The following is a 23,078-nucleotide window of genomic DNA, read 5'->3' on the forward strand; positions in this document are numbered from 1 at the left end:
CCGCACGGCATCGCGCCGCCAATGTATCGGCATCGCAACAGAAGAGCCGATGCCATGCCCGCCATCCATGTATCCCGGCGTCTGGTCGGCGCTGGTCTCCTGGCCGCTGCCCTGGCCAGCGGCTGCGCCACCACGACCGCGCCACTGGCACCAGACGCCATAGAGGAAATCGCCTCCGTTCCCCAACCCGAGGCACCCGAGTTCATTCCCGTCGTGCGCTATGGCCGCTACACGCTGGTTGAGCTGGCACCCTCGGCAGCGCAGCGTGACTTGCTGTTGCAGACCATCGATGTGTCCATGCCGGAGGATGCCCGTGCCACGGTGGGCGATGGCCTGCGGCATGTGCTCAAACGCAGTGGTTACCAGCTTTGCGAGATGGCCCACGCCGTGACCGAGTTGTATGCGCTGCCGCTGCCGGCGGCGCACCTGCATCTTGGCCCCATGACCTTGCGCGATGCGCTGCTTACCCTGGCTGGCCCGGCCTGGGAACTGCACGCGAATGACCGGGCACGGCAGATTTGCTTTGAGCAGGCTGGAGGCAGTGCGACCGCCGAGCACGAACACGAACCGCCTGCTGCCGAGGCGGTGCAGACGTTTCCGCTGATGCCTTCGGTTTCGGGAGGCCAGCCATGAATGCCGCGCAGTCTCCCCGTCGCCCGATCACCGCCATGATGTTGCAGAGCCTGATGTGGCTCTGGCTGATCGGCCTCAGCGTTTTCGTCGCTCTCGGCTACCAGGCGGTGAACGAGCAGGTCGACCAGGAGCTGCTTAATTCCCGCCTGCAACGTCTCGAAGCGCAGGCGGTAGGTCTGGCCGAGGCCATTGAGGCCATCCAGCAGCGTCCAACCGTCGCAACGGCGGCAGACCTTAAAGACACCCGCGAACTCCTGGAAGCACGCGCTGCCCAGGTCGAGACAACGCTGAGCGGCTATGCCGCTGCTGACGACCTTCAGGCGCTGCGCACGGAGGTCGAGCAAATCAAGACGCGCCAGACCGTTGCGCGCACCGCAGCACCCGCTCAGCCGCGCACACCGCGCAGGCCTAACGCCAAGCCGGAACCGCTGCCACTGCCGTTCCGCATCGTCGGCGCCGAACTTCGCGCCGGCCAGCGCAGCCTGTCCGTCGCGCCGAGCAGCGGGGACTTCACGCCCGACCAGCTTGAGGTACTGCTGCCCGGCGATTCGCTCGGCCCATGGCGCTTTCAGGCGGTCGAGGGCAACTCCGCCGTGTTTCAGGCCGGCGACCAGACCCGTCGCGTGGCGATCCCTTGAGCTGAGGACATGACATGAAGCCTGCCATTATCCTTTCCGCGCTTCTGCTGGTGTCTGCCCAGTTGTCCGCTTGGGCGCAGCAACCGACCACGGCCCCCGCCGGCAATGCCCAGAGCCAGGAGCGTCCGCTGGTCACTCGCGCCTTGGACGACCGGGTGGCAAGCGACTGGGGCTTGCAACCGCAGGAGTGGGCGCGCTATCGCGAACTGATGGATGGGCCGCTGGGTATCTACTCACCCAACCTGGACCCGCTGTCCGCCCTGGGCATCGAGGCGCGCACCGACGAGGAACGGCTCCGCTACGCAGAGCTGCAGGTACAGATCGAGGCACGCCGTGTCGAGAAGCTGCTCGCCTACCAGCGTGCCTACGACGAGGCCTGGCAGCGCCTGAATCCCGGCATGCAGCGGGTGAACCTGCCTGACGACAAGCCCGACACCGGCACAAGCGCCAATCCCTTGCGCGGTTCAGGCCGCACGGCAGTGTTCATCAAGGACGGCTGCGCGGCCTGCGGGCAGCTCGTGCAGCGCCTGCAATCCTCTGGTACCGAGTTCGACCTGTACATGGTCGGCAGCCGCCAGGACGACACACGTATCCGCGACTGGGCCAAGCGGGCGAACGTCGATCCGGCGCGCGTGCGCAGCGGTGGCATCACGCTCAACCATGATGGCGGGCGGTGGCTGTCGCTGAGCTTGCCCGGAGACCTTCCTGCGGTCGTGCGCGAGGTGAACGGTCAATGGCAGCGCCAGCCATAGTGGCCACCTCCGTTTCGCAGTGCTTGCGCGCACTGGTGATCGCGGCGGGCCTGTGCGCCTGCGCCGCCCATGCCCAGGAGCTTCCGCCACCGGCTTACCAGCTTGCCGCACAGCGCGCAGGCATCCCCTCGACGGTGCTCTACGCCGTAGCCTTGCAAGAGAGCGGCATCCGACGCAATGGACGCATCGTCCCGTGGCCGTGGTCGCTCAACGTCGCTGGCCAGTCGCGTCGTTACGCAACACGCGCCGACGCCTGCGCCGGTTTGCAGCAGGCGATGCGCGCCACGCCGCACACGCGCATCGACGCGGGCCTTGGCCAGATCAACCTCGGCTACCACCAACAGCGCTACGCCAGCGCGTGCGACCTGCTCGACCCGTACCGCAATCTTTCCATCGCCGCTGAAATCCTGAAAGAGCAGCACACCACTGGCGAGGACTGGTTGCTGGCAATCGGTCGCTACCACCGTCCTGCGGGCGGAGAACCTGCCGCCCGTTACAGGCGGAGCGTGTCGCGCCACCTTGCCCGTGTGCAGGGCACGCACCCAACCACCGCGGCCCTCGCTGCGCGCCAGGAGACATCCCCATGACGAACCTCCCTCTGAGCAACTTCACGCTGAAGGGTCTGCTCGTGCTGCTGGCGGCTCTGCCGCTGGCCTCGCGTGCCGGCGAGCCGCTGATCGTGGTCGAAGACCGTGGCGGCGCGTCGGCGCTGCCGTACTACGAGGCTCTGAACCTTCAGCCGCGCGCCGATGCGCCGGCCCGACCGCCCATCCCAATGCTCCCGGTGCCCGCCACGCCCATGGACGAGGCCGCGATGTTGCCGGTGCGCAGTGCCAAGCTCACACCTGGCACCGTCGCGCGGCGGGTGATAGAGGCGCCGGGCCTGCGGCCCTTTGTGGTCATCGGCGACGACGAGGCGTCCCGCGCCTGGCTTCGTCGTCAGGCGGCCTCGCTGCGCCAGCGCGGCGCGGTGGGCCTGGTGGTTAACGTCGAGACCGTGCAGGGCCTGGCACGGCTGCGCGCCCTGGTGCCGGGCGTAGCCCTCGCGCCTGTGGCCGGTGACGACCTGGCCGAGCGCCTGGCTCTGCGACATTACCCGGTGCTGATCACAGCCACCGGCATCGAGCAATGAAGCCATGTCGGGGAAACAGCCGGTCGAGGTTTTGCTGCGCCCAGCGGTGGAGTTCTATACCGTCGCGGCGTGTGCAGGCGCCGCGTTTCTGTCCCTGGTGGCCCCGTGGTCGCTCGCGCTGAGTCCGGCCATGGGCGTCGGCAGTGCGCTGGCGTTCTGCGCCTACGGTGCCATCCGCTACCGCGATGCCCGCGTCATCCTGCGCTACCGGCGCAACATTCGCCGCTTGCCGCGCTACGTGATGACCAGCAAGGACGTACCGGTCAGCCAGCAGCGTCTGTTCGTGGGGCGCGGGTTTCTGTGGGAGCAGAAACACACCCATCGGCTCATGCAGACGTACCGACCGGAATTTCGCCGCTACGTCGAGTTGACGCCGGCCTACCGGCTGGCGCGCAGGCTGGAGGAACGGCTGGAGTTCGCGCCGTTCCCGCTGTCTCGGCTGCCCGCGCTCACGGGCTGGGATGTGTCTTTCAACCCGGTGCGCCCGCTGCCGCCTGTGGGCGGCCTGCCGCGCCTGCACGGCATCGAACCCGATGAGGTGGACGTCAGCCTGCCGCTGGGTGAGCGCGTCGGGCATTCGCTGGTGCTGGGCACCACGCGCGTGGGCAAGACGCGGTTGGCCGAGTTGTTTGTGACCCAGGACATTCGGCGCAAGAACGCCGACGGCGAGCACGAGGTCGTCATCGTCATAGACCCCAAGGGCGATGCCGATCTTTTGAAGCGGGTGTACGTCGAGGCCAAACGCGCGGGTCGTGAGGGTGAGTTCTATGTCTTCCATTTGGGCTGGCCCGACATTTCCGCGCGCTACAACGCTGTGGGCCGCTTTGGGCGCATCAGCGAGGTGGCCACCCGTGTTGCAGGGCAGCTCTCCGGGGAAGGCAACAGCGCGGCATTTCGCGAGTTTGCGTGGCGCTTCGTCAATATCATCGCCCGCGCCCTGGTGGAACTGGGCCAGCGCCCGGACTACATGCTGATCCAGCGCCACGTCATCAACATCGACGCGCTGTTCATCGAGTACGCCCAGCACTACTTCGCCAAGACCGAGCCCAAGGCCTGGGAGGTGATCGTCCAGATCGAGGCCAAGCTCAACGAGAAGAACATCCCGCGCAACATGATTGGGCGCGAGAAGCGCGTGGTGGCGCTGGAGCAGTACCTCTCCCAGGCCCGTAACTATGACCCGGTGCTCGACGGCCTGCGCTCGGCGGTTCGCTACGACAAGACGTATTTCGACAAGATCGTCGCATCGCTGCTGCCGCTGCTGGAGAAACTCACCAGCGGGAAGATTTCCCAGCTTCTGGCGCCGAACTATTCCGACCTGGCCGACCCCCGCCCGATCTTCGATTGGATGCAGGTCATCCGAAAGCGCGCCGTCGTCTATGTGGGCCTGGACGCGCTATCCGATGCCGAGGTCGCCGCAGCGGTCGGCAACTCGATGTTCAGCGATCTCGTTTCGGTGGCAGGCCATATCTACAAGCACGGGATCGATGACGGCCTGCCGGGCGCATCGGCTGGCACGCGCGTGCCGATCAACGTCCACGCGGATGAATTCAATGAACTCATGGGTGACGAGTTCGTGCCGCTGATCAACAAAGGCAGCGGCGCCGGTCTGCAAGTCACCGCGTACACCCAGACCCTTTCGGACATCGAGGCTCGCATCGGCAACCGCGCGAAGGCCGGTCAGGTGATCGGCAACTTCAACAACCTGTTCATGCTGCGCGTGCGCGAGACGGCCACCGCTGAACTGCTGACCCGGCAATTGCCGAAGGTCGAGGTCTATACGACCACCATCGTCTCCGGCGCGACCGACAGCTCCGACATCCGCGGGGCGACGGATTTCACCAGCAACACGCAGGACCGCATCAGCATGTCCAGCGTGCCGATGATCGAGCCGTCGCACGTCGTCGCCTTACCCAAGGGTCAGTGTTTCGCGTTGTTGCAGGGCGGCCAGCTTTGGAAGGTTCGCATGCCGCTGCCGGCACCGGACCCCGATGAGGTCATGCCGCAGGATCTGCAACAACTCGCGGGCTACATGCGCCAGAGCTACAGTGAGGCCACGCAGTGGTGGGAGTTCACCAGTTCCCCGGTCTTGCAGGACACGGCCTTGCCCGATGACCTGCTCGATGAGGTGGCCACCGCCGACGCTCCTGCCTCCGGCACGGGCGATATGGCCAGAGACGAGGCCGCACCATGAGCGATGCCGCCGGCACCACACGAAGGGAGCAAGGCCGCCGCCAGGGTCTGGTCATCGGCACGATCACGCTGCCTTTTCGGCTGCTTGGGGTACTGATCGGCTCGCTGCTGTTCTCCATCGTCATGGAGTGCGTGGGCATGCACTTGTTCTGGAAGGATCAAAGCTGGCGGCACTCCCAGCAGATGCTGCAGTACGAGCTGGGGCACCTGTCTAGCCATTTCACGCGCAGCGTGATCGTGCAGGAGCCGGGGCGCACAGCGCACGAGTTGGTAGATACCGGCTACGAATGGGTGTTCGTGCGTTCGGGGCTGCTGGAGCGCATGAGCCAGACCGCCGAGCGCGCCCGTGCGTCGAGCCAGGGCCAGACGCGCAACTTCCGCTATTTCATCAGCCAAGTCTATGTTTGGACCGAGAGCTACCTGATTGCGGCAGCGTTCACGACGCTGACCTTTCTCGTGCGTCTGTTGGTCCTGGTGCTCACCCTGCCACTGATCTTCACGGCGGCATTCGTAGGTCTGATCGATGGCCTGGTGCGCCGTGACGTGCGGCGCTTCGGCGCGGGCCGGGAATCCGGCTTCATCTACCACCGCGCAAAGGCGAGCCTGATGCCGCTGGCCGTGCTGCCTTGGGTGACGTACCTGGCGCTGCCGGTATCGGTGCATCCGCTGCTGATCCTGCTGCCGAGCACCGCCTTGCTTGGACTGGGTATATCCCTGACTGCGGGGAGCTTCAAAAAGTACCTCTAGCTATATTGTGCTGAACGCCCCGTCATCATCTGGACCACCATAACGCTGTAGTCGCACTGCGCACTCAATCAATACGATCCGTGCGAGGTAGGCTGCATACTGCCGCTCTGCCGCGAATGATTCCAGTCTGTCGTAGTGCGTGCCATGCAGTATCTGCGATCGACCATGGTCATAGATGTCCTTGACCAATTGCTTCAGCGTGCGAGGACGGTTGCCTCGTATTACCTGCGTGTCGTCACTCGTTCCGGTCAGATGCACGACCATTTTACAGATACCGCCGTTCCTGCCGCCGCAGCTCAGTACATCCAGGCAGGTTCCGAGCTTCGCCAACGCTATAGCATCGCTTAACTCACGGTTTCCTTCGCCGAACCAATCCAGCGCAGTAGCCCATCGATTGGCAAGCTTGGGATGCGGGTGACTCGATGGATCAAGCAGCCCATCAAGGATCGCCGCGAATGCCGGAAGAATAGATGTCATGTCATCCAACGCTTGCCTTACTCGTTCAGGAGGTTGCGAAGGAATCCGCTTCCCGAGCGAGCTTCCAGGCAACCACAGAAACCCTTTGGTTTCGACCAGGCGATCGCTACCCGCAGGCGGTAGGCGCTCGTCTTGAAGCGCCTGTTGCAGGAAGCACTCGGGGGCTCCAAAGCCCAGAGAGATAGCGTCAAGCGCTGTCTTGCCAACCAATCTCGCCAGCTTGCGTGAGAATTCACGCTCATAGCCACGGACTGTTACCTTGACCAAGGCTGGACATCCGACTATCGCACTGTAGACGGCGTTGGCCAGCCCTTCGATGGAGGAGCCATCATTGGCCTTCTGCAAGGCATCCTTGAGAATTTCCTTCCAGCGGTGGTTCGCCTCTGGTTGGTTCAGATAGTGATCCTTTCCCTGCTGAGGGAAATCTACAGAATCTATCCAGTCCGACCTATTCAAGAATGTCACCGGGCCGAGGGAGAACGGAGACTTCCTCTCCATGCCCAGGGTCCAGGCAGGGAAATAGTGCGTGTGTTCGTTGGTGATGCTTGCGAGTCGTTCCTCGATAAGCAATTTCAGTTTGGGAAGCAGCCCGCCCTGATCGCATTCATCAAACCCCGAAAGCTCACCCGAGGCGTGCATATCGGCAACGGCTTGGCGGGCAATTTTCTGAAAGGCCTCGGGTTCGATCTTCACTGAGTTCAGAGTCCGATTCTGATGGAGGGTGCTGGAGAACTGCCCAAGCGCCTCTCTTGCCTTCTTGGTGAAGTACCGCTGCATACCGTTCTCAGCGGTGATGAAATCAGGAATGCCGGCCTCTTCGGACCATGGAGTGGCCCCCTTGTGCACGCGATCTAACTCATCCACCAGAGCTTTCAGCTCGGTCTTTAGCCCCATAAATTCCTCCTCGATCTACTTCTGACCGCAGGATAGCCCAGGCTGACACCAACAGCCTCGGCATCCATCAATCCGGTCATCCGCGGGTTCCTATTGTTTGCGGCCTAAAGCAGCCCTGATCTCCACGATCGAGCCATTGCTGATCACACAGGAATGGCGCGATGGTGGCTTCAACCTGGCTGCGTGCCGCGCATCGCGGCGTGCCCACTTTTCTCGTGACGGCCCTCCTGCTGGGCCAGTCCCCGATGGCGTTGGCCGAGCCCCCCGCGCAGCGTCAGGAATTGGTCGCGGCGCTGCGCCAGCTCGACGCGCTGGAGCGCACCGTCGCCGACAGCGCCGCGCATGCTCCCGTCCAGCCGGGCGAGCGCTACCACTTCGATTACCCGCGGCTGCTGGCTGACCTAGCGCGCGTGCGCGCCGGCATCCAGGCGCACCTCTCTCCTTCGCGTGCTCAGCCGCGCGACCCCGCCGAGCTGGCCGGCGACTACCGCACCGAGCGGGCCGTCGAGCCATCGCCGACGACCGCGGAGGCCAAGCCATGAACGGCGCCCAAGTCTCGGCATTTCAAGCCAACAGCGGCATCGCGCCTTCCGCGATGGCGACCGTCCTGGTCGGCGTCGTGTTCGCGGTCCTGCTCGTCTGGGGCGTCTGGGCCATCCGAACGGCTTACGTAGGGTGGTCCGAGAGCCGCCTCAACCAGCGCCAGTTCCTCGGCGTCTGCATCCGCTTCGTCGCGATGTACCTCGTCCTGAGTTTCTTCCTCCTCTCCTGACCTGAAAGGCCTGACCATGCAAAACCGCATCCTCACTTCCCGTTTTGTCCAGCGCACCACCGTGGCTCTGGGCGCCGCCGCGCTGCCGGCGCTGTCGTTCGCGCAAGGCCTGCCGCAGTTGGAGAACCCGACCCGGGGCGCCGGCAGCGGCATCATGGAGACGATCAGGAACTACGGCTACGACATCATCATGCTCGTGGCCCTGCTGGTTGTGGCGTCGATGTTCATTGGCGTGTGCTACCACGCCTACGGCACCTACGCGGAAATCCACACTGGTCGCAAAACCTGGGGCCAATTCGGCCTCACGGTCGCCATCGGCGCGGTGCTGCTCGTGATCGGCATTTGGCTGCTCACCGAAGCCACCGGCATCCTGTAAGGCGAGGCCGGTATGTCCGAGCAGCAGCACGTCCGTGCTGACGGGACGGTCACGTTCCTTCCGCACCGGCTCAACCGCCATCCCGTTGTCGTGCGCGGCCTCACCGCCGACGAGCTGTGGATCTGCTGCGGCCTGTCCGGTGCCGCCGGCCTGCTGGTCGGTGCGCCGCTGTCCTGGGTGTTCCGCACGATCGCGCTCGCGCCCACGTTCGTCGTGCTGGGCGTGGCCTTCGGCGTGTTCATCGGGGGCGGCATCCTGCGTCGCCTCAAGCGTGGGCGTCCCGACACCTGGCTGTATCGGCAACTCCAGTGGCGCATCGCCACGCGCTATCCGCTGGTGGCGGGCTGGGTGGGCGGCCATGTGCTGATCTCACGCTCCGGCTTCTGGACCACCCGAAGGTCTGCTGCAAGGGGGGCACGATGAGCCGCTTCAAGAACGAGATCACCCATCTGCAGGCGCACATCAAGACGCTTCGCCTGGGTGCTGGCGCGCTGGTCATCGTCGCCCTGGTGATGGGCGGCGGCTGGTGGAGCGCTCCGCGCGACCTGACCATCCACGTCCCGCCTGATCTGCGCTCCGGCAGTACCCGCAAGTGGTGGGAAGTGCCGCCCGAATCGGTCTATGCGTTCACGTTCTACGTGTTTCAGACCCTCCACCGTTGGCCCACGAATGGCGAAGAGGACTACGCACGCAACCTTCACACACTCTCGCCGTATCTCACGCCGTCCTGCCAGGCTTTCCTGCGAGCCGACTACGACTACCGCCGCAGCACGGGTGAGTTGCGCCAGCGCGTGCGCGGCATCTACGAAATCCCGGGCCGTGGCTACGGCGACGACCCTACGACGCGCGTGCGCGTGGTCTCCGACCGCGACTGGGTGGTGACACTGGACATCAGCGCCGACGAGTACTACGGCGCGGAACAGGTCAAGCGCGCCCTGGTGCGCTACCCCATCAAGGTCACGCGCGTGGACATCGATCCCGCCCGCAACCCGTTCGGCCTGGTACTCGACTGCTACGAAGGGGCGCCGCAGCGCATCGGCGCCCCGGAGCCGACGCGCCCGGCGCCCGGTGGTTTGGCTCCGCAAGCGCCCCAAGGAGAAACCCCATGAAGCATCCTGTACTCGCACTGCTGGGGCTGCTGGTCGTAGTCGCAGCACCTGTCGCCCATGCGGTGGAGATCCTGCGCTGGGAACGTCTGCCGCTGGCCGTGCCGTTGCGTGTCGGCCAGGAGCGCATCGTGTTCATCGACAGGAACGTCCGCGTGGGCGTGCCTGCCGGCGTGGGCGAACGTCTGCGCGTGCAGAGCGCGGGCGGTGCGGTGTACCTGCGCGCCAGTGCGCCGATCGAACCAACACGGCTGCAACTGCAGGACGCCGACACGGGCGCATTGATCCTGCTGGACATCGCCGCCGAGCCGGCCAAGGACGGCGAAGCCGAGCTGGAGCCGGTGCGCATCGTCGAGGGCAACAGCACCCCGGCGCGCTATGGCGATCAGCCGGAGGGTGCCGACGCGCCCCCGGCGCACACCCAGAATCAGGCAGGCGCGCGGACGGCGCGGCGCGAAACCCCGGTCTCGGTCGCGCTGACGCGCTTCGCCGCGCAGAACCTCTATGCGCCGCTGCGTACGGTCGAGGCGCTGCCGGGTGTCATGCGGGTCAATCTGCGCCGCGACATGGACCTGACCACGCTGATGCCGACGCTGCCGGTGCGCGCGGTCGCGCTCGCGTCGTGGCGGCTGGAAGACCAGTGGGTCACCGCCGTGCGTCTCACCAACGGCAGCAGCGGCTGGATCACCCTCGACCCGCGTGTGCTGCAAGGCGATTTCCTCACGGCCAGCTTCCAGCACGAGGCGCTGGGTCCACGCGGAACGCCCGAGGACACCACCGTTCTGTACCTGGTGACGCGCGGGCGTGGCCTCGCGCAGTCGCTGCTGCCCGCTATCCACCGCTTCGACCCGGCTGCGCATCTGCCGCAGCCGCAAATCGAGACACGGGACAACGAGGCCGCGGATGGCAAGGAGACTCGCCATGCGCAGTAACGGACTCCTGAAGTGGCTGATGATCCCCGTGGCCCTGTTGGTGCTGTTCGTCGCCATCCGGCTGTTCTCCGGTGGGAGCACGTCGACACAGCCCGCAGCCGATGCCGGCGCCCAGCTCACGCCCGAGGAGATGAAGGCGCTGGGCATCGAGGGCGATACCCCCCGCGATACCGTGGCGACCCTGGTGGCGCAGGTGAAGCAATTGCGCACCGAGCTTCAGACCACGCTCTTGGACAACAAGTCTCAGCGCGAAGAGAACCAGCGCCTGCGCCAGCGCGAGAACGCCATCGACCAGCGCATCAATTCGGCGCTGGAGACCGAGCGCTCCAACCTGCGCCGCGACCAGCAGCAGGCAGCCAGCGAGCGCCAGCAGACCGAGGGACTGCTCGCCGACCTGCAGCGGCGCCTGGAAGGCATCGGCGGGCGCGGCGGCGGCCACGCCGATCTACCCGTGGGCCTGGGGCTGCGTAACGGCGACGAGGCAGGCATGGAAGGCGGCGTGCGCTGGGTCGAGCCGGACGACGCGAAGCCCACTGATGGGCGTAACGGCAGTCGTGGCACGGGTGGCGGCATGAGCTTTCCGACGAGCTTCGGCCCCGCGCAGAGCACGCTGGAAACCACGGCACAAACCGTGGCGAACGCGGGCGCCCGCGCCGCAGGCGTCAAGAGCGCCAAGCCGGTCTATACGGTGCCGACCAACTCGACGCTGATGGGATCGGTGGCAATGACGGCGCTGATCGGCCGCGTGCCGATCGACGGTACGGTCAACGATCCGTATCCGTTCAAAGTCCTGGTCGGTCCCGACAACCTCACGGCAAACGGAATTGACATTCCCGACGTGGCGGGCGCCGTGTTTTCCGGCACGGCCTCGGGTGACTGGACGCTCTCTTGCGTGCGCGGCCAGGTGCGCAGCATCACCTTTGTGTTCCATGACGGGACCATTCGGACGATTCCCGAAGACCGCGAGGGCAACCAGCAGAACAACCAGCAGCGCGACGGCCTGGGCTGGATCAGCGACCCCTATGGCATTCCCTGCGTCAGCGGAGAGCGGCGCAGCAACGCCCAGCAGTACCTCGGCTCACAGGCGCTGATCACCGCGGCGGGTGCCGGCGTCGCCTCGCTCATCGACAGCGACAGCGGTCAGATGTCCTACGTGGGCGCCGATGGCTCCATCGGAAGCGTCGGCATCTCGGGCAACGAAGCCGTGGGCCGCATCCTGGCCGGCGGCGTTCGGGACATGGCCGATTGGGTGAACAAGTTGTACGGCCAGGCCTTCGCCGCCGTCTATGTCCAACCCGGCGCAAAGGTCGCCGTCCACCTCGAAAAGCCGCTCGCCATCGATTTCGATCCCGAAGGTCGCAAGGTCGATCACCGTGCAGGAGAAAGCCATGCTCTCGAACTTGAATAAGGGCCTGGCGCTGGCCCTTGCCGTCGCGGTGCTCGGCGGCTGCGCCACCAGCAAGGAAAAGCTGCTGCCCCACGGCGACAGCACGATGATGGACATCTGGCAGCAGAACGCCGGTGACGGCGGCGGTGGCGCCGGCCAGGTGGCACGCAGGCAATTGCTCGACGCGCGCCAGAGCCTGCGCCGGCCGCTGACCGAGATGGATGTACAGGCCGCGCCCGCCGAGCAGATGCGCTACACGCGCACAGCGCGCAACGAGGTCTATCGCCAGTTCCAGCGCCTGCCGAATCCCGACCTGGTGATGTACGTGTACCCGCACCTGGCAGGCACGGACCCGGTGCCCGTGCCGGGCTATACGACGGTTTTTCCCTTGTACCAGCGCGTGCAGTACGCCATGCCCGGCGAGCGCGTGGAGGACTACTGATGCGCTGGAAACTCCCCTGGCCGAAGCTGACTGCATCCGACGCAGACGATGACGAGCAGCCGGACGGCTGGCAGCGCCACGTCGAGGCCCTGCGTCAGGCCGGCATCCCCGAACCCGGCACGGCGGTCCATGGCCACAGGCCGGCGACCGTGGCCGACGAGCAGGCGCTGTACGACGTTGCGCCGTCGTTCGCGGAATTCCTGCCCTGGGTGGAGTTCCTGCCCCAGTCGAAGTCGATGCTGCTGGAAGACGGGCAATCGGTCGCGGCGTTCTACGAGCTGGTGCCGCTGGGCACCGAGGGCCGGGAACCCGGCTGGCTCGCGCATGCCCGCGACGCCTTGGAGAACGCGCTCCAGGACTCGTTCGATGAACTGGACGAGAACCCCTGGGTACTCCAGCTCTACGCCCAGGACGAACCCAGCTTCGACCAGTACATGCAGACCCTGCGCGACTACGTGCAGCCGCGCGCCCGCAATACGGCTTTCACCGAGTTCTACCTTCGCTTCTTCGGACACCACCTGCGCGCGGTAGCGAAGCCCGGCGGGCTGTTCGAGGACACGGTGGTCACACGGCTGCGCTGGCGCGGCCAGACGCGGCGCGTGCGCATGGTCGTCTATCGCCGGGCCACCGGGCAGGCGAACCGCCGCGGCCAGACGCCCGAGCAGATGCTGAACATCGTCTGCGATCGCTTGTGTGGCGGGCTGGCGAACGCCGGCATCCAGGCCCGGCGCATGGCCGCGGCCGACGTCCATGACTGGCTGCTGCGGTGGTTCAACCCGCGTCCCACGCTGCTCGGCCCTGGGATCGAGGACCGCGAACGCTTCTATGCGCTGGCACGCTACCCCGACGAGACAGAAGACGGCGAGATCGAGCTGGCGAGCGGGCGGGATTTCAGCCAGCGGCTTTTCTTCAGCCAGCCACGCTCGGACGCGGATCACGGCACCTGGCACTTCGACGGCATGCCGCATCGTGTGCTGGTCACTGACCGGCTGCGCATGCCGCCCGGCACGGGGCATTTGACTGGCGAAACCCGCAAAGGCGATGCGATCAATACGCTGTTCGATCAGATGCCCGAGGACACGACGATGTGTCTGACCATGGTGGCGACACCCCAGGACATCCTCGAATCGCACCTGAACCACCTGGCGAAGAAGGCAGTCGGCGAAACACTGGCATCGGAGCAGACGCTCAAGGATGTGCAGGAGGCCCGCTCGCTGATCGGCAGCGCGCACAAGCTGTACCGGGGAACACTGGCGTTCTATTTGCGCGGCCGGGATGAAGCCGAACTGGACCGGCGCGGCCTTGATCTGGCGAACGTGATGCTTAACGCCGGTTTGCAGCCCGTGCGCGAGGACGATGAAGTCGCGCCTTTGAACAGTTATCTGCGCTGGCTGCCGTGCTGCTACAACCCGAGCCAGGATCGACGGAACTGGTTCACCCAACTGATGTTCGCCCAGCACGTGGCGAACCTCTCACCGGCCTGGGGCCGCAGCCAGGGCACGGGCCATCCGGGCAATACGTTCTTCAATCGAGGCGGCGGGCCGATCACCTTTGACCCGCTCAACCGCCTGGATCGGCAGATGAACGCGCACCTGTTCCTGTTCGGCCCCACCGGCTCCGGCAAAAGCGCAACGCTCAACAACCTCTTGAACCAGGTCACGGCCATCTACCGGCCGCGCCTCTTCATCGTGGAAGCCGGCAACAGCTTCGGCTTGTTCAGCGATTTCGCCAAGCGCCTGGGCCTGACTGTGAACCGGGTCAAGCTGGCCCCCGGCTCGGGCATCAGCCTGGCGCCGTTCGCCGACGCGCGTCGGCTGATCGAAACGCCGAGCGACGTGCAGACGCTGGATGCCGATGTGCTGGACGAGGACATGCCACCCGATGCATCGGCCATGGAAGCGGACGAGCAGCGCGACGTACTCGGCGAGTTGGAAATCACCGCACGGCTGATGATCACCGGCGGCGAGGATAAAGAAGAGGCCCGGATGACGCGGGCCGATCGCTCGCTCATCCGCCAGTGCATCCTCGACGCCGCCGAGCATTGCGTGGCCGAGAAGCGCACGGTGCTCACGCGCGACGTGCGCAACGCGCTGCGCGAGCGCGGCCAGGACCCAACGCTGCCAGAGATGCGGCGCGTGCGGCTGCTGGAGATGGCAGATGCCATGGACATGTTCTGTCAAGGCACGGACGGCGAAATGTTCGACCGCGACGGTTCGCCGTGGCCCGAAGCCGACATCACCCTGGTCGATCTGGCGACCTATGCCCGCGAGGGCTACAACGCGCAGCTCTCCATTGCCTACATCAGCCTGATCAGCACGGTGAACAACATTGCCGAGCGCGATCAGTACCTGGGCCGCCCGATCATCAACGTCACCGACGAAGGACACATCATCACCAAGAACCCGCTGCTCGCCCCCTACGTGGTGAAGATCACCAAGATGTGGCGCAAGCTGGGGGCCTGGTTCTGGCTCGCCACACAAAACATCGACGACTTGCCGCGCGCTGCAGAGCCCATGCTCAACATGATCGAGTGGTGGATCTGCCTGTCGATGCCGCCCGATGAGGTGGAGAAGATCGCGCGGTTCCGCGAACTCTCGCCTGCGCAGAAGGCGCTGATGCTTTCCGCGCGCAAGGAAGCAGGGAAGTTCACCGAGGGCGTCATCCTCTCCAAGAGCCTTGAAGTGCTGTTTCGGGCCGTGCCACCGAGCCTCTATCTCGCGCTCGCGCAGACCGAACCCGAGGAAAAAGCCGAGCGTTACCAGCTCATGCAGCAACACGGCATCAGTGAACTCGACGCGGCCTTCAAGGTGGCCGAGAAGATCGACCAGGCGCGTGGCATCGAGTCGCCAGCCTTGGGCCTGCCGCAATAGCAGCCGGAGAATGCCGTGAAACCGAAACGTCCTTCCATTCCTATGCCGGTACAGGCGCTCCGCCATCGGCGCTGGCCCTGGTTCGTGGCGATTGGACTGATCACACTGCTGTTGATCTGGCTCGTGTCCCGCGCACCCAGTGAACCCGCGTTGCAGGCTCCCGCGCAGGTCAGCACCGCGCAGGTGGCCGGGCCTCCCTGGCAGATGGGCAACGCGCAGGGCCGTTTCACGCTGACGCTCTATGCCGACCTCGAATGTCCGTTCTGCCGAGCGTACTTCCCGCAGCTCAAGCGCTGGGTGGGTGCCAACGCGGACGTAGCTCTGCAATGGCACCACCAGCCGCTGGCCGCGCACGAACCGGCCGCCTCCGCCGAGGCACGCCTGGCCGAGTGCGCCGCCGAAAGTGGCGGGCATGCTGCGTTCTGGCAGGCCATTGAATGGATCTATGCGCACACACGTAGCGACGGCTTGGGCTTGCCCGAGGGTCTGCGCTATCCCGGCCTCAACCCAGCCGTCGAGCAGTGTTTGGCCAGCGAGCGACCGGATAGGGTGATTCGCGCTCAGGCCGAGGAAGCCACCAAGGGCGGCGTGACCGCGACGCCTTCGATTCGTCTGCAGGATCGCCAAACCGATCAGGCAGTCGTGTTGCAGGGGCCGATCGAAGGCGATGCACTGCTGTCGGCCATGGACATGCTGGTGGCTGAGGATGCCGCCGCTCCACCGACCACCGAAATGCCTGCCGACGTTGTCGGCGACATGCCCAGGTAGCCTGCGGTCTTTGAGGCTACGGCGCAGCACGCTGCGCTGACCGTCACCCGTTCGCCTCGCATCCTGGGCGCGAACGATCACCGCAGCAGCGGTGATGGATGCACCTTGTTCCGTTGTTCCATTCCCTGGAGGGCCTGCCCTCCAGGGGCATGTGCGCTCTCCGATTTCCCTGCCTGGAGGTTCGCCATGTCTGTCGTCATCAATGACTCCTGCCTGGAGTCGCTTTCCGATATTTCTATTCAGAACGAGGACTGGATCGTTCAGCAAGCCATCGTGTTGCTGGAGCGGCGGGTTTTCAAAGCAGGGCCACGTCTTGAGCGGCCCGCAGCGGTCAGGGACTACCTTCGTTTGAAGCTGGTCGCCGAGCCCAACGAAATATTCGTCGTCGTGTTCATGAACAGCATGCACGCCGTGCTGGCCGTGGAGCCGATGTTCCATGGAACGATCAATGCGACCTCGGTTTATCCACGTGTCGTGCTGCAGCGAGCGTTGCAACTGAACGCCGCTGCGGTCATCTTCGCGCATCAGCACCCCTCGGGCACCACCGAGCCATCCAATGCGGATCGGTTGCTGACCGAGCAGTTGAAGACGGCCTTGGCGCTTATCGACGTGCGGGTACTCGACCATTTCGTGATTGGTCAAGGCGCACCGTACTCGTTCGCCGAGTCTGGTCTTTTGTAATCACAGCGGAGGCTTCGGCCTCCGCTTTTTCCATGCGACAGCACCGAAAAGGTATGCGGGGTGCCCGCGATGCGCATTGTTTGTTGGGGCGGCAGCGGGTTCGCGTTCGACTATGGCTCTGATCAACTTCCAGGGCACGCGACATGCCAGCATCTTTATTCCGCTTCGCATCCGGCTGGCGAACCCTTGGCCTGGCCGTTGCACTGCCGGCATCCTTGGCCGTTTTCAGCCCAGCCACCTTCGCCGCCGATGTGGTGGTCGTCACCGACAGCCGCCACCCGGTCAAGACTATGGGTGGAGAGCGGCTGATCGAGCTGGATGAAGGCCAGCGCATCGAAGCCGAGCTTTCCGCACAGCTGCCCGCCGATCCCGAGCAGGCCACGGCCATCGTCAAGCGCCGCCTGAACAACGGCGGTGCCGGCCTCCAGCGCCGCATCGCTTCCGCATACCAGGGCGTCGCCGACGCCTGGAGCCTGGGCGTCACCAGCATTCCGGCAGTCGTGGTGGATCAGCGTTACGTGGTCTATGGCGAGCCGGACGTGGCCCGTGCCGTCGCGCGCGTTGCGCAACACCGGAGGCCGCAGCCATGACCCGCCCCTTCGAGCGGATGCGCCTCCTGCGTGCTGGCGTGGCCTCAGTGCTGCTGCTCAGCGCCACGGGCAGCTACGCCCTCAACACCGCAACCATCGTTGGCTCAGTGGCATCGCCAGACTGCCTCGAATACCGCGTCGTCGGCATCTGCTACTGGCTCTACTGCACCTGGACGGGCTGCACGGTGCGCACGTCCATCAAAGTTCGCCACTACATCCCGGATGCGGTCGTCTCCAGCTACAGCAACACCGGCGAGAACCCCTGGGTCGAAGTTCGTCCGATGAGCACGCCCAACCCTTCGGCCCAGGCCGGCGGAGACGGCACCACCAACGAAGACCACGAGAACAATCTCGCCAAGTTCAAGAACGCGGACGTCATCGGCCACCCCGGCGTCGAGGTGTTCAACCAGTTCGTCTCATCGTCGGGCTACTTCTGCGAGGGTGCGGGTACGGCGTTCATGCCATACCTGCTCAGCACCCTGGACACGCTGGCCTGGCGCTACAACGTGCCCGAGATGGCCTACCCGGAGGCGCTGATTCCGGGCAGGCGCGAGGTCGGCGCGCGCACCACGCTGAACCTGTGGGGCAACGTGTATCCGCGCGGCGGCTTCCTGCACCAGGCCGACGACCACAAGGCTGGCGCCGTGGTGGCCCAGCGCGCCGGCGATGTCGTCACGCGCCGCGGGCAGATCCACGTCTACCAGCCGCTGCTCGCGAACTCGCGGCCCGGCTACTGGCCTGCCGGCGCGCTGATGGAAGGCGATGCCTCGACCGGCAAGTGGCAGGAACTCACGCCCGTCCTGTCCTCGTCCTGCACGGTCTTCCCGCGCAGCGGCTTCCTGACCCAGGCCCAGCAAGGCGACTACGCCTGGGCGCTGTGGCGGCCTTATTCGTGCTGCGAACGCCGGGGCCAGGTGTTCCTCGGCAGCGTCGATTTCCAATGAGGGTACGGCGATGAAGCGTCCTGAACTGATGAACCTCTCCACCAAGGCATGCCGCCTGCTGCGCCCCACAGTGCTGGCCGGCGCGCTCGCCCTGGGCTGCGGCCTCGCGTGGGCGCAGGCTGGCTTCCAGACCAGCGGCCCCGTCATCGGCGATGAAGTCATGTACTCGATCGGCGGCGGCAGCGCGGTATCCATGGGCCGCGCCGCCGGCATGCGCTCGATCGGGGTCGGCGTGGGCTGGAACAGCAATCTCATCTGCGGCGACATGAGCATCCAGACCACGCTGCGCAACCAGCTCAACGGCATCACGAACGGCTTCCAGCAGATCATGAGCAACGTGATCCAGAGCGCCACGAGCGCCGTGGCATCCCTGCCTGCGCTGATCATCCAGCGCGCCGATCCCGGTCTGTACAACCTGCTGACCAACGGCGTGCTGCAGGCGCGGCTGGATTTCGACCGCTCGAAGCTGACGTGCCGCGCCATGGCCGAGAGGATGGCCGACACGGCGGGCGGCCAGTTGGGCTGGAGTCAGATGGCCGAAGGCATGGCGTTGCGCGATGCGGTGTCGAGCACGGATGCCGTGTCGGCGATCGAGCAGGCCGAAACGCGCCGTGGCAACGATGGCGTGCCCTGGGTCGGCGGCAGCAATGCCGGTGGCGCGGGCCAGCCCGCCGTCCGGGTGGTCGGCGACGTGACCCGCGCGGGTTACAACCTCGTCAACGGCCGCGGCGTGACTGACACGTCCTCCATCGCGCCCACCAGTTGCGCAAGCCTGTCCTGCCAGACCTGGACGTCGCCGCAGCAGGCCACCGAATGGGCGACACGGGTGCTTGGGGAACAGGTGCAGCGCACCTGCGATGCCTGCACCAAGACCGAGACGGTGCCCGGCGTCGGACTGACGCCGCTGATCCAGGAGGAGTACGAGGAGAAACTGGAAGCCCTGCAGGAACTGGTCTCGGGGACGCGCAACACGACGTTCGAGCACTTGCGTGCGGCCGGCAGCACCTCGCTGCCCATTACGCGGGGCGTGATCGAGGCGCTGCGTGACGAGCCGGACAAGGAGCTGCTGGCGCGGCGCCTGGCATCGGAGGTCGCGCTGTCGTCGGTGTTGGAGAAAGCGTTGCTGCTCCAGCGCACGCTGCTGACCGGCAAGAAGGAACCCAACGTGGCGGCGAACCAGCTGGCGGTCGCGGCGGTGAACCACGAAAGCGACACGCTCGACCAGGAGATCCGCAACCTTAAGACCGAACTGGAACTGCGCCGCGAGCTGGCCAACAACTCGCCGATGGCCATCATCCAGCGCCACGGCACGCGCGCGGCCGGCTCGCGCGGCATCTACGAAGGCGACCCGGTGCCCGACCGCCTCGACCAGTTGCAGAAGGGCAACCCAGGGAGCCGGCCATGAGCACGACCTCGTGGCGCCCGCGCTGGCTGTTCAGCCGGCGCGTGGGGCAGGCACTGCTGTGGGCGGTGATGCTCGTCGCCGCGGCCGTGGGCGCCAACATCGTCGGTATCTACCTCGTCGGCAGCGTTGCTGGATGGGAGCAGTGGCTGGTGGCTGCCGCGGGCTACTTCCTGGTGTGGCGGTTGTGCCTGTATGGGGCGACGGCCTATGGCTGGGTCTGGATGCGCCGCCGGCTGCTGGCACGCGAGGAACAAAACGGGACAGATGGGCAGGCACGGCGCCGCCTGGTGCGCAGCGAGATCGCCGGCGTCTTCGCCATCGTGGTGCTGGAAGCCAGCCTGCTGATGCAGGGCTGAAGGGAGATTCGGGCCATGACGCTTTTCACGACCGACTACCTGGAGTACTACCTGACCCTCGTGTCCTGGATCGTCCATAACGGCATCTGGGCGGTGCTGGTCTCCAGCGGTGTCTTCGCGCTGCCGTTCGTTGCGATCATCGTGCAGGAATGGTTGAAGGCCCGCTCGGAGGGAGCCGACGAAGGCAACAAGGGTGTGCTCTCGGCTGCGCGCATCGAGAACCGGGTGTTCGTCGCCATCGTGGTGGTGATGTTTGCGGGCATCCCGTTCATCGACGTGGATCTCAACACCATCCAGTACGACAGCTCGCGCTCGGCCCAGTGCCAGGTCAGCGTGCCGCAGCCCACGGATACCGGCTGGTCGCAGTCCTTCAGCACCATCAACAACCAGAGTGCCAAGGTGCCGGTCTGGTGGGGTTTCATGCACGCGCTCTCGCGCGCCGTCACGGGGGCCTCGGTGGCCGCAATCCCGTGCGGCACCGATCTGCGGCAGATGCGCATGGAGATCGACGCCACGCGCATCGACGATCCGGTGCTGGCTCAGGAGGTGGCGGATTTCTCGCGCGACTGCTACGGGCCGGCGCGCGCCAAGCTGTTCATGCAGCGCCCGAACCTCGATGAGACGCAGATGCACGACGTGACCTGGATCGGTTCGCACTTCTTCACGGACACGAGCGGCTACTACGACACCTACCGCTCCAGCACGCCGCGCGACGACTGGCCCTACGACAGCACCCGCGATGCGGGGCTTGCGCAAGTGGCCAGCGGTGGCGGCTACCCGAACTGCAGGCAGTGGTGGGCCGACGGCAGCAACGGCCTGCGTGCGCGGCTGCTGGGGCAGGTGGACCCGAGCCTGTTGAATCGCCTGGCGGGCTGGGCCGGATTCCTGAGCCGTGCCGAGGTGGACGATTCCGTGATCCGCGCGATTGCCTCGCCACGGCAGCAGAAGCTCAACCAGGGTTCGGTCTATACCGACTACGGCGGCCAGATCGACAAGACCTTGCCGAACATCGTGACGCGCGCGGCTGGCGACGTCGGGATGGCCGTGGGGGCGGTCGCCGCGTTCCCGGCGATGGACGTGGTGCGCCAGGCGCTGCCCATGGTGCTCGCGCTGCTCAAGATGGCGCTCGTGATCTGCATCCCGCTGGTGCTGGTCGTGGGCACCTATGACCTGAAGACGGTCGTCACCGTGAGCGTCGTGCAGTTCGCGCTGTTCTTCGTGGATTTCTGGTTCCAGCTCGCACGCTGGGTCGATTCAACGATCTTGGATGCGCTCTATGGCTGGGGGTTCGGCTGGAACCGGCCGCACACCAACTTCGACCCGTTGGTGGGGCTGAACAATGCCTTCGGCGACATGCTTCTGATGTTCGTCATGGGCACGATGTTCATCGTGCTGCCCACGTTCTGGATCATGGCCTTGGCTTGGGCGGGTGTTCGCGCCGGGAATGTCCTGCAAGGCCTCGCCGGGGCAACGGGGGACGCCAAGGCTGCCGGAGGCAAGGGCGGAGGCATTGCGATCAATGCCATCTCAAAAAAGTGAGCAGCGCTACTCGTCGTCCTCGATGTGCGGATCGATTCGGAAACCATCGTAGGTGTACAGACCGAATCCAGCAGGCCCGTTGCGCCATTCCGGCTCGGTCGGGTCGTCGTCCAGGCCCGCATTGCGCGCCACCCATGCAGCCACCACCGCGGCCACCAGCAGCAGCGCCAGCCAAGACGCGGTGTACAGCAGCACACCAAGTGCGACCAGCTTGACCACCCACAATCCCATAGCGGCACCAACGACCGGCACCCCCTTGGAGGCGAGCCAGTTCGACAACCGTCGCTCGCCACGCACATAAGTGCGCCATCCACGACCGACGGTGCGGCCGAGGCGCTCCGAGGTGCTGATTCGGGTCGTCGTGTTCATGGTCGTCTCCTGCTACGTGAGGAATGCCTACTCCAGTTTGCTCCAATCCTGCCTGCTTACCTGTACCAATGCGTTCCAGTCGTCTGGCGGATTTCCCCGCCCGAGCATCTTCTCGAACACTGCGTATGGATCTGACTTGCTGCCCGATGACCGCAAGGTCTGCTCGTCGTTGACCCAGGCATATACGATGACCTTCGCCTTCGAGTCGTACCGGAAGAACAGCCGGTACCGTCTTCCAAGTTTGGCCCGCCGCCAATGGCGATAAGCCGGCCCCATGGTGTTGCCCTGACGATATTCGTCGCGGGCTGGATCGCCCGGCACCACATCTTGCATCAACTGGACCAAGGCCCGGAAGAACTTGACGTTGGCGTTGGACCCGAAGCGCTCCGGGTCGCTCTCTTGCGCACGCAGCACAGCTGCGCGCAGTTTCATCATCTGCTCGATCAAGTTGTCGTGGAACAGCAGCGTCCAGCCATGCTGTTGCATCAAATTTCCACGTCCTCATCGAAATCGTCGGCCAGGCTCACCTTGTGGCCCGCATGCTCTAGCATCGTGCGAGCCAGATCCTTCGGCAACCCGCGAATGTTCCGGCCAGCCTCAATATCGCGGGCCAGAAGGGTCAGGAACGCGGCAATGGCGGGGTCTTCGTGCTCGGCATCAGCACGGGTCACGACGACTTCACTGCCACGCAGCTCGAACGCGAGCTTGCTGCCGGTATCGGCGCCAAGCGCCTGCCGGATTGACTTGGGTAGCGTGATCTGGCCTTTGGAGGTCAGCGTGGCAACTTCATGAATGGCAGGCATGGCGGTTCTCCTGGAGGCAATGCCTGCATTGTAAGGAAACTTCCTTACATCGTCAATGCGGTGGGGCCTCATGGCGTCCTCCCGAGTCCAAGAATCGGCCCATCGTAGGCTGGGAACAGCCCGCCTTCCCGCATCAATCCGGCCCCGCTGCAACCCGCATTGGTGGTGGACGATCAACGCCTGGCGCCCTATACCCAAAGGCTGTTAAGGGCCAAAAGGCCGAAAGGGGAAGGGAATGGAGTGCAAGGGGAAAGGCCCTACCTCGAAAAAGCAAA

At 65.4% G+C, this 23,078-nt stretch carries 27 protein-coding genes; 23 read left to right on the forward strand and 4 right to left on the reverse strand.

The features are described 5' to 3' along the window. Positions 1 to 54 precede the first annotated feature (54 nt). The 7 genes from pilL2 to ACYQ1H_RS01325 are packed head-to-tail and all read left to right on the forward strand — an operon-like array spanning position 55 to position 6,092. Positions 55 to 633, forward strand: a complete 579-nt coding sequence (gene pilL2 / locus ACYQ1H_RS01295; protein ID WP_003158629.1) for a PFGI-1 class ICE element type IV pilus protein PilL2 — start codon at positions 55 to 57, stop codon at positions 631 to 633. Continuing rightward, entirely contained in the window at positions 630 to 1,271 is a 642-nt protein-coding gene (locus ACYQ1H_RS01300) for a hypothetical protein (protein WP_003158630.1), read from the forward strand. Before pilL2 ends, ACYQ1H_RS01300 begins: the two co-directional genes overlap by 4 nt. Before the next feature lie 14 nt (positions 1,272 to 1,285). Continuing rightward, positions 1,286 to 2,023 (forward strand): TIGR03759 family integrating conjugative element protein, encoded by a 738-nt coding sequence (locus ACYQ1H_RS01305; protein ID WP_003158631.1) that lies wholly within the window; start codon positions 1,286 to 1,288, stop codon positions 2,021 to 2,023. A gap of 23 nt (positions 2,024 to 2,046) precedes the next feature. Further along, on the forward strand, positions 2,047 to 2,610 hold the full coding sequence (locus ACYQ1H_RS01310) for a transglycosylase SLT domain-containing protein (RefSeq protein WP_444546991.1): 564 nt from the start codon (positions 2,047 to 2,049) through the stop codon (positions 2,608 to 2,610). Then, entirely contained in the window at positions 2,607 to 3,155 is a 549-nt protein-coding gene (locus ACYQ1H_RS01315) for an integrating conjugative element protein (RefSeq protein ID WP_003158633.1), read from the forward strand. Before ACYQ1H_RS01310 ends, ACYQ1H_RS01315 begins: the two co-directional genes overlap by 4 nt. Positions 3,156 to 3,159: 4 nt before the next feature. Then, entirely contained in the window at positions 3,160 to 5,346 is a 2,187-nt protein-coding gene (gene traD, locus ACYQ1H_RS01320; protein ID WP_460026295.1) for a type IV conjugative transfer system coupling protein TraD, read from the forward strand. Further along, entirely contained in the window at positions 5,343 to 6,092 is a 750-nt protein-coding gene (locus tag ACYQ1H_RS01325; RefSeq protein ID WP_003158635.1) for a TIGR03747 family integrating conjugative element membrane protein, read from the forward strand. The genes traD and ACYQ1H_RS01325 overlap by 4 nt, the downstream gene beginning before the upstream one ends. On the opposite strand, the gene ACYQ1H_RS01330 is transcribed toward ACYQ1H_RS01325, so the two are convergent. After that, positions 6,093 to 7,463: a hypothetical protein gene (locus ACYQ1H_RS01330; RefSeq protein ID WP_003158636.1), complete on the reverse strand. Its 1,371-nt coding sequence runs from the start codon at positions 7,461 to 7,463 to the stop codon at positions 6,093 to 6,095. 161 nt (positions 7,464 to 7,624) lie between these two features. On the opposite strand from ACYQ1H_RS01330, the gene ACYQ1H_RS01335 reads away from it, so the two are divergent. The 16 genes from ACYQ1H_RS01335 (at position 7,625) to ACYQ1H_RS01410 (ending at position 21,631) form a co-directional block, all read left to right on the forward strand. Beyond that, a complete protein-coding gene (locus ACYQ1H_RS01335) occupies positions 7,625 to 8,005 on the forward strand; it encodes an integrative conjugative element protein, RAQPRD family (RefSeq protein ID WP_003158637.1) in 381 nt (126 codons plus the stop codon). Continuing rightward, positions 8,002 to 8,235, forward strand: a complete 234-nt coding sequence (locus tag ACYQ1H_RS01340; RefSeq protein WP_003050225.1) for a TIGR03758 family integrating conjugative element protein — start codon at positions 8,002 to 8,004, stop codon at positions 8,233 to 8,235. Before ACYQ1H_RS01335 ends, ACYQ1H_RS01340 begins: the two co-directional genes overlap by 4 nt. A gap of 16 nt (positions 8,236 to 8,251) precedes the next feature. Next, on the forward strand, positions 8,252 to 8,611 hold the full coding sequence (locus ACYQ1H_RS01345; protein ID WP_003158638.1) for a TIGR03745 family integrating conjugative element membrane protein: 360 nt from the start codon (positions 8,252 to 8,254) through the stop codon (positions 8,609 to 8,611). 12 nt (positions 8,612 to 8,623) lie between these two features. Next, on the forward strand, positions 8,624 to 9,034 hold the full coding sequence (locus tag ACYQ1H_RS01350) for a TIGR03750 family conjugal transfer protein (protein ID WP_003158639.1): 411 nt from the start codon (positions 8,624 to 8,626) through the stop codon (positions 9,032 to 9,034). Next, positions 9,031 to 9,720 (forward strand): PFL_4703 family integrating conjugative element protein, encoded by a 690-nt coding sequence (locus tag ACYQ1H_RS01355; protein ID WP_003158640.1) that lies wholly within the window; start codon positions 9,031 to 9,033, stop codon positions 9,718 to 9,720. The genes ACYQ1H_RS01350 and ACYQ1H_RS01355 overlap by 4 nt, the downstream gene beginning before the upstream one ends. Beyond that, positions 9,717 to 10,649 carry a TIGR03749 family integrating conjugative element protein gene (locus tag ACYQ1H_RS01360; RefSeq protein WP_003158641.1) on the forward strand — a complete coding sequence of 311 codons (933 nt, stop codon included), beginning with the start codon at positions 9,717 to 9,719 and terminating at the stop codon, positions 10,647 to 10,649. Before ACYQ1H_RS01355 ends, ACYQ1H_RS01360 begins: the two co-directional genes overlap by 4 nt. Further along, positions 10,639 to 12,057 carry a TIGR03752 family integrating conjugative element protein gene (locus ACYQ1H_RS01365; protein WP_003158643.1) on the forward strand — a complete coding sequence of 473 codons (1,419 nt, stop codon included), beginning with the start codon at positions 10,639 to 10,641 and terminating at the stop codon, positions 12,055 to 12,057. Before ACYQ1H_RS01360 ends, ACYQ1H_RS01365 begins: the two co-directional genes overlap by 11 nt. After that, positions 12,038 to 12,478 carry a TIGR03751 family conjugal transfer lipoprotein gene (locus ACYQ1H_RS01370; protein WP_003158644.1) on the forward strand — a complete coding sequence of 147 codons (441 nt, stop codon included), beginning with the start codon at positions 12,038 to 12,040 and terminating at the stop codon, positions 12,476 to 12,478. The genes ACYQ1H_RS01365 and ACYQ1H_RS01370 overlap by 20 nt, the downstream gene beginning before the upstream one ends. Then, the gene (locus tag ACYQ1H_RS01375; protein ID WP_003158645.1) at positions 12,478 to 15,348 is read left to right on the forward strand and encodes a conjugative transfer ATPase; all 2,871 of its coding nucleotides are present in this window, start codon (positions 12,478 to 12,480) and stop codon (positions 15,346 to 15,348) included. The genes ACYQ1H_RS01370 and ACYQ1H_RS01375 overlap by 1 nt, the downstream gene beginning before the upstream one ends. Positions 15,349 to 15,363: 15 nt before the next feature. Continuing rightward, positions 15,364 to 16,116 (forward strand): DsbA family protein, encoded by a 753-nt coding sequence (locus ACYQ1H_RS01380; RefSeq protein WP_031299380.1) that lies wholly within the window; start codon positions 15,364 to 15,366, stop codon positions 16,114 to 16,116. Between the two features lie 186 nt (positions 16,117 to 16,302). Beyond that, positions 16,303 to 16,797: a RadC family protein gene (gene radC / locus ACYQ1H_RS01385; RefSeq protein ID WP_003158647.1), complete on the forward strand. Its 495-nt coding sequence runs from the start codon at positions 16,303 to 16,305 to the stop codon at positions 16,795 to 16,797. A gap of 143 nt (positions 16,798 to 16,940) precedes the next feature. Further along, a complete protein-coding gene (locus ACYQ1H_RS01390) occupies positions 16,941 to 17,387 on the forward strand; it encodes a TIGR03757 family integrating conjugative element protein (protein ID WP_003158648.1) in 447 nt (148 codons plus the stop codon). Beyond that, on the forward strand, positions 17,384 to 18,331 hold the full coding sequence (locus tag ACYQ1H_RS01395) for a TIGR03756 family integrating conjugative element protein (protein WP_003158649.1): 948 nt from the start codon (positions 17,384 to 17,386) through the stop codon (positions 18,329 to 18,331). Before ACYQ1H_RS01390 ends, ACYQ1H_RS01395 begins: the two co-directional genes overlap by 4 nt. 10 nt (positions 18,332 to 18,341) lie before the next feature. Continuing rightward, positions 18,342 to 19,736 carry an integrating conjugative element protein gene (locus ACYQ1H_RS01400; RefSeq protein WP_003158650.1) on the forward strand — a complete coding sequence of 465 codons (1,395 nt, stop codon included), beginning with the start codon at positions 18,342 to 18,344 and terminating at the stop codon, positions 19,734 to 19,736. After that, positions 19,733 to 20,092: a hypothetical protein gene (locus tag ACYQ1H_RS01405; RefSeq protein ID WP_003158651.1), complete on the forward strand. Its 360-nt coding sequence runs from the start codon at positions 19,733 to 19,735 to the stop codon at positions 20,090 to 20,092. Before ACYQ1H_RS01400 ends, ACYQ1H_RS01405 begins: the two co-directional genes overlap by 4 nt. 15 nt (positions 20,093 to 20,107) lie before the next feature. Further along, positions 20,108 to 21,631: a conjugal transfer protein TraG N-terminal domain-containing protein gene (locus ACYQ1H_RS01410; RefSeq protein ID WP_003158652.1), complete on the forward strand. Its 1,524-nt coding sequence runs from the start codon at positions 20,108 to 20,110 to the stop codon at positions 21,629 to 21,631. Positions 21,632 to 21,637: 6 nt separating this feature from the next. Here ACYQ1H_RS01410 and ACYQ1H_RS01415 read toward each other — a convergent pair whose 3' ends face one another. From ACYQ1H_RS01415 to ACYQ1H_RS01425, 3 genes are read right to left on the reverse strand one after another with little or no spacing between them, the layout of a single operon-like run. Then, on the reverse strand, positions 21,638 to 22,000 hold the full coding sequence (locus ACYQ1H_RS01415; RefSeq protein ID WP_003158653.1) for a DUF3742 family protein: 363 nt from the start codon (positions 21,998 to 22,000) through the stop codon (positions 21,638 to 21,640). A 27-nt stretch (positions 22,001 to 22,027) separates the two neighbouring features. Continuing rightward, positions 22,028 to 22,486, reverse strand: a complete 459-nt coding sequence (locus tag ACYQ1H_RS01420; RefSeq protein WP_003158654.1) for a type II toxin-antitoxin system YhaV family toxin — start codon at positions 22,484 to 22,486, stop codon at positions 22,028 to 22,030. Continuing rightward, positions 22,486 to 22,803 carry a type II toxin-antitoxin system PrlF family antitoxin gene (locus tag ACYQ1H_RS01425; RefSeq protein ID WP_003158655.1) on the reverse strand — a complete coding sequence of 106 codons (318 nt, stop codon included), beginning with the start codon at positions 22,801 to 22,803 and terminating at the stop codon, positions 22,486 to 22,488. The genes ACYQ1H_RS01420 and ACYQ1H_RS01425 overlap by 1 nt, the downstream gene beginning before the upstream one ends. Positions 22,804 to 23,078 lie beyond the last annotated feature (275 nt).

The sequence above is a fragment of the Methyloparacoccus murrellii genome (assembly GCF_054657115.1).

Excerpts from the sequence above, each read along its gene's own strand:
- pilL2 (WP_003158629.1), top strand. The coding sequence starts at position 55 with ATGCCCGCCATCCATGTATCCCGGCGTCTGGTCGGCGCTGGTCTCCTG.
- ACYQ1H_RS01300 (WP_003158630.1), top strand. The coding sequence starts at position 630 with ATGAATGCCGCGCAGTCTCCCCGTCGCCCGATCACCGCCATGATGTTG.
- ACYQ1H_RS01305 (WP_003158631.1), top strand. The coding sequence starts at position 1,286 with ATGAAGCCTGCCATTATCCTTTCCGCGCTTCTGCTGGTGTCTGCCCAG.
- ACYQ1H_RS01315 (WP_003158633.1), top strand. The coding sequence starts at position 2,607 with ATGACGAACCTCCCTCTGAGCAACTTCACGCTGAAGGGTCTGCTCGTG.
- traD (WP_460026295.1), top strand. The coding sequence starts at position 3,160 with ATGTCGGGGAAACAGCCGGTCGAGGTTTTGCTGCGCCCAGCGGTGGAG.
- ACYQ1H_RS01325 (WP_003158635.1), top strand. The coding sequence starts at position 5,343 with ATGAGCGATGCCGCCGGCACCACACGAAGGGAGCAAGGCCGCCGCCAG.
- ACYQ1H_RS01330 (WP_003158636.1), bottom strand. The coding sequence starts at position 7,463 with ATGGGGCTAAAGACCGAGCTGAAAGCTCTGGTGGATGAGTTAGATCGC.
- ACYQ1H_RS01335 (WP_003158637.1), top strand. The coding sequence starts at position 7,625 with ATGGTGGCTTCAACCTGGCTGCGTGCCGCGCATCGCGGCGTGCCCACT.
- ACYQ1H_RS01340 (WP_003050225.1), top strand. The coding sequence starts at position 8,002 with ATGAACGGCGCCCAAGTCTCGGCATTTCAAGCCAACAGCGGCATCGCG.
- ACYQ1H_RS01345 (WP_003158638.1), top strand. The coding sequence starts at position 8,252 with ATGCAAAACCGCATCCTCACTTCCCGTTTTGTCCAGCGCACCACCGTG.
- ACYQ1H_RS01350 (WP_003158639.1), top strand. The coding sequence starts at position 8,624 with ATGTCCGAGCAGCAGCACGTCCGTGCTGACGGGACGGTCACGTTCCTT.
- ACYQ1H_RS01355 (WP_003158640.1), top strand. The coding sequence starts at position 9,031 with ATGAGCCGCTTCAAGAACGAGATCACCCATCTGCAGGCGCACATCAAG.
- ACYQ1H_RS01360 (WP_003158641.1), top strand. The coding sequence starts at position 9,717 with ATGAAGCATCCTGTACTCGCACTGCTGGGGCTGCTGGTCGTAGTCGCA.
- ACYQ1H_RS01365 (WP_003158643.1), top strand. The coding sequence starts at position 10,639 with ATGCGCAGTAACGGACTCCTGAAGTGGCTGATGATCCCCGTGGCCCTG.
- ACYQ1H_RS01370 (WP_003158644.1), top strand. The coding sequence starts at position 12,038 with ATGCTCTCGAACTTGAATAAGGGCCTGGCGCTGGCCCTTGCCGTCGCG.
- ACYQ1H_RS01375 (WP_003158645.1), top strand. The coding sequence starts at position 12,478 with ATGCGCTGGAAACTCCCCTGGCCGAAGCTGACTGCATCCGACGCAGAC.
- radC (WP_003158647.1), top strand. The coding sequence starts at position 16,303 with ATGTCTGTCGTCATCAATGACTCCTGCCTGGAGTCGCTTTCCGATATT.
- ACYQ1H_RS01390 (WP_003158648.1), top strand. The coding sequence starts at position 16,941 with ATGCCAGCATCTTTATTCCGCTTCGCATCCGGCTGGCGAACCCTTGGC.
- ACYQ1H_RS01395 (WP_003158649.1), top strand. The coding sequence starts at position 17,384 with ATGACCCGCCCCTTCGAGCGGATGCGCCTCCTGCGTGCTGGCGTGGCC.
- ACYQ1H_RS01400 (WP_003158650.1), top strand. The coding sequence starts at position 18,342 with ATGAAGCGTCCTGAACTGATGAACCTCTCCACCAAGGCATGCCGCCTG.
- ACYQ1H_RS01405 (WP_003158651.1), top strand. The coding sequence starts at position 19,733 with ATGAGCACGACCTCGTGGCGCCCGCGCTGGCTGTTCAGCCGGCGCGTG.
- ACYQ1H_RS01410 (WP_003158652.1), top strand. The coding sequence starts at position 20,108 with ATGACGCTTTTCACGACCGACTACCTGGAGTACTACCTGACCCTCGTG.
- ACYQ1H_RS01415 (WP_003158653.1), bottom strand. The coding sequence starts at position 22,000 with ATGAACACGACGACCCGAATCAGCACCTCGGAGCGCCTCGGCCGCACC.
- ACYQ1H_RS01420 (WP_003158654.1), bottom strand. The coding sequence starts at position 22,486 with ATGCAACAGCATGGCTGGACGCTGCTGTTCCACGACAACTTGATCGAG.
- ACYQ1H_RS01425 (WP_003158655.1), bottom strand. The coding sequence starts at position 22,803 with ATGCCTGCCATTCATGAAGTTGCCACGCTGACCTCCAAAGGCCAGATC.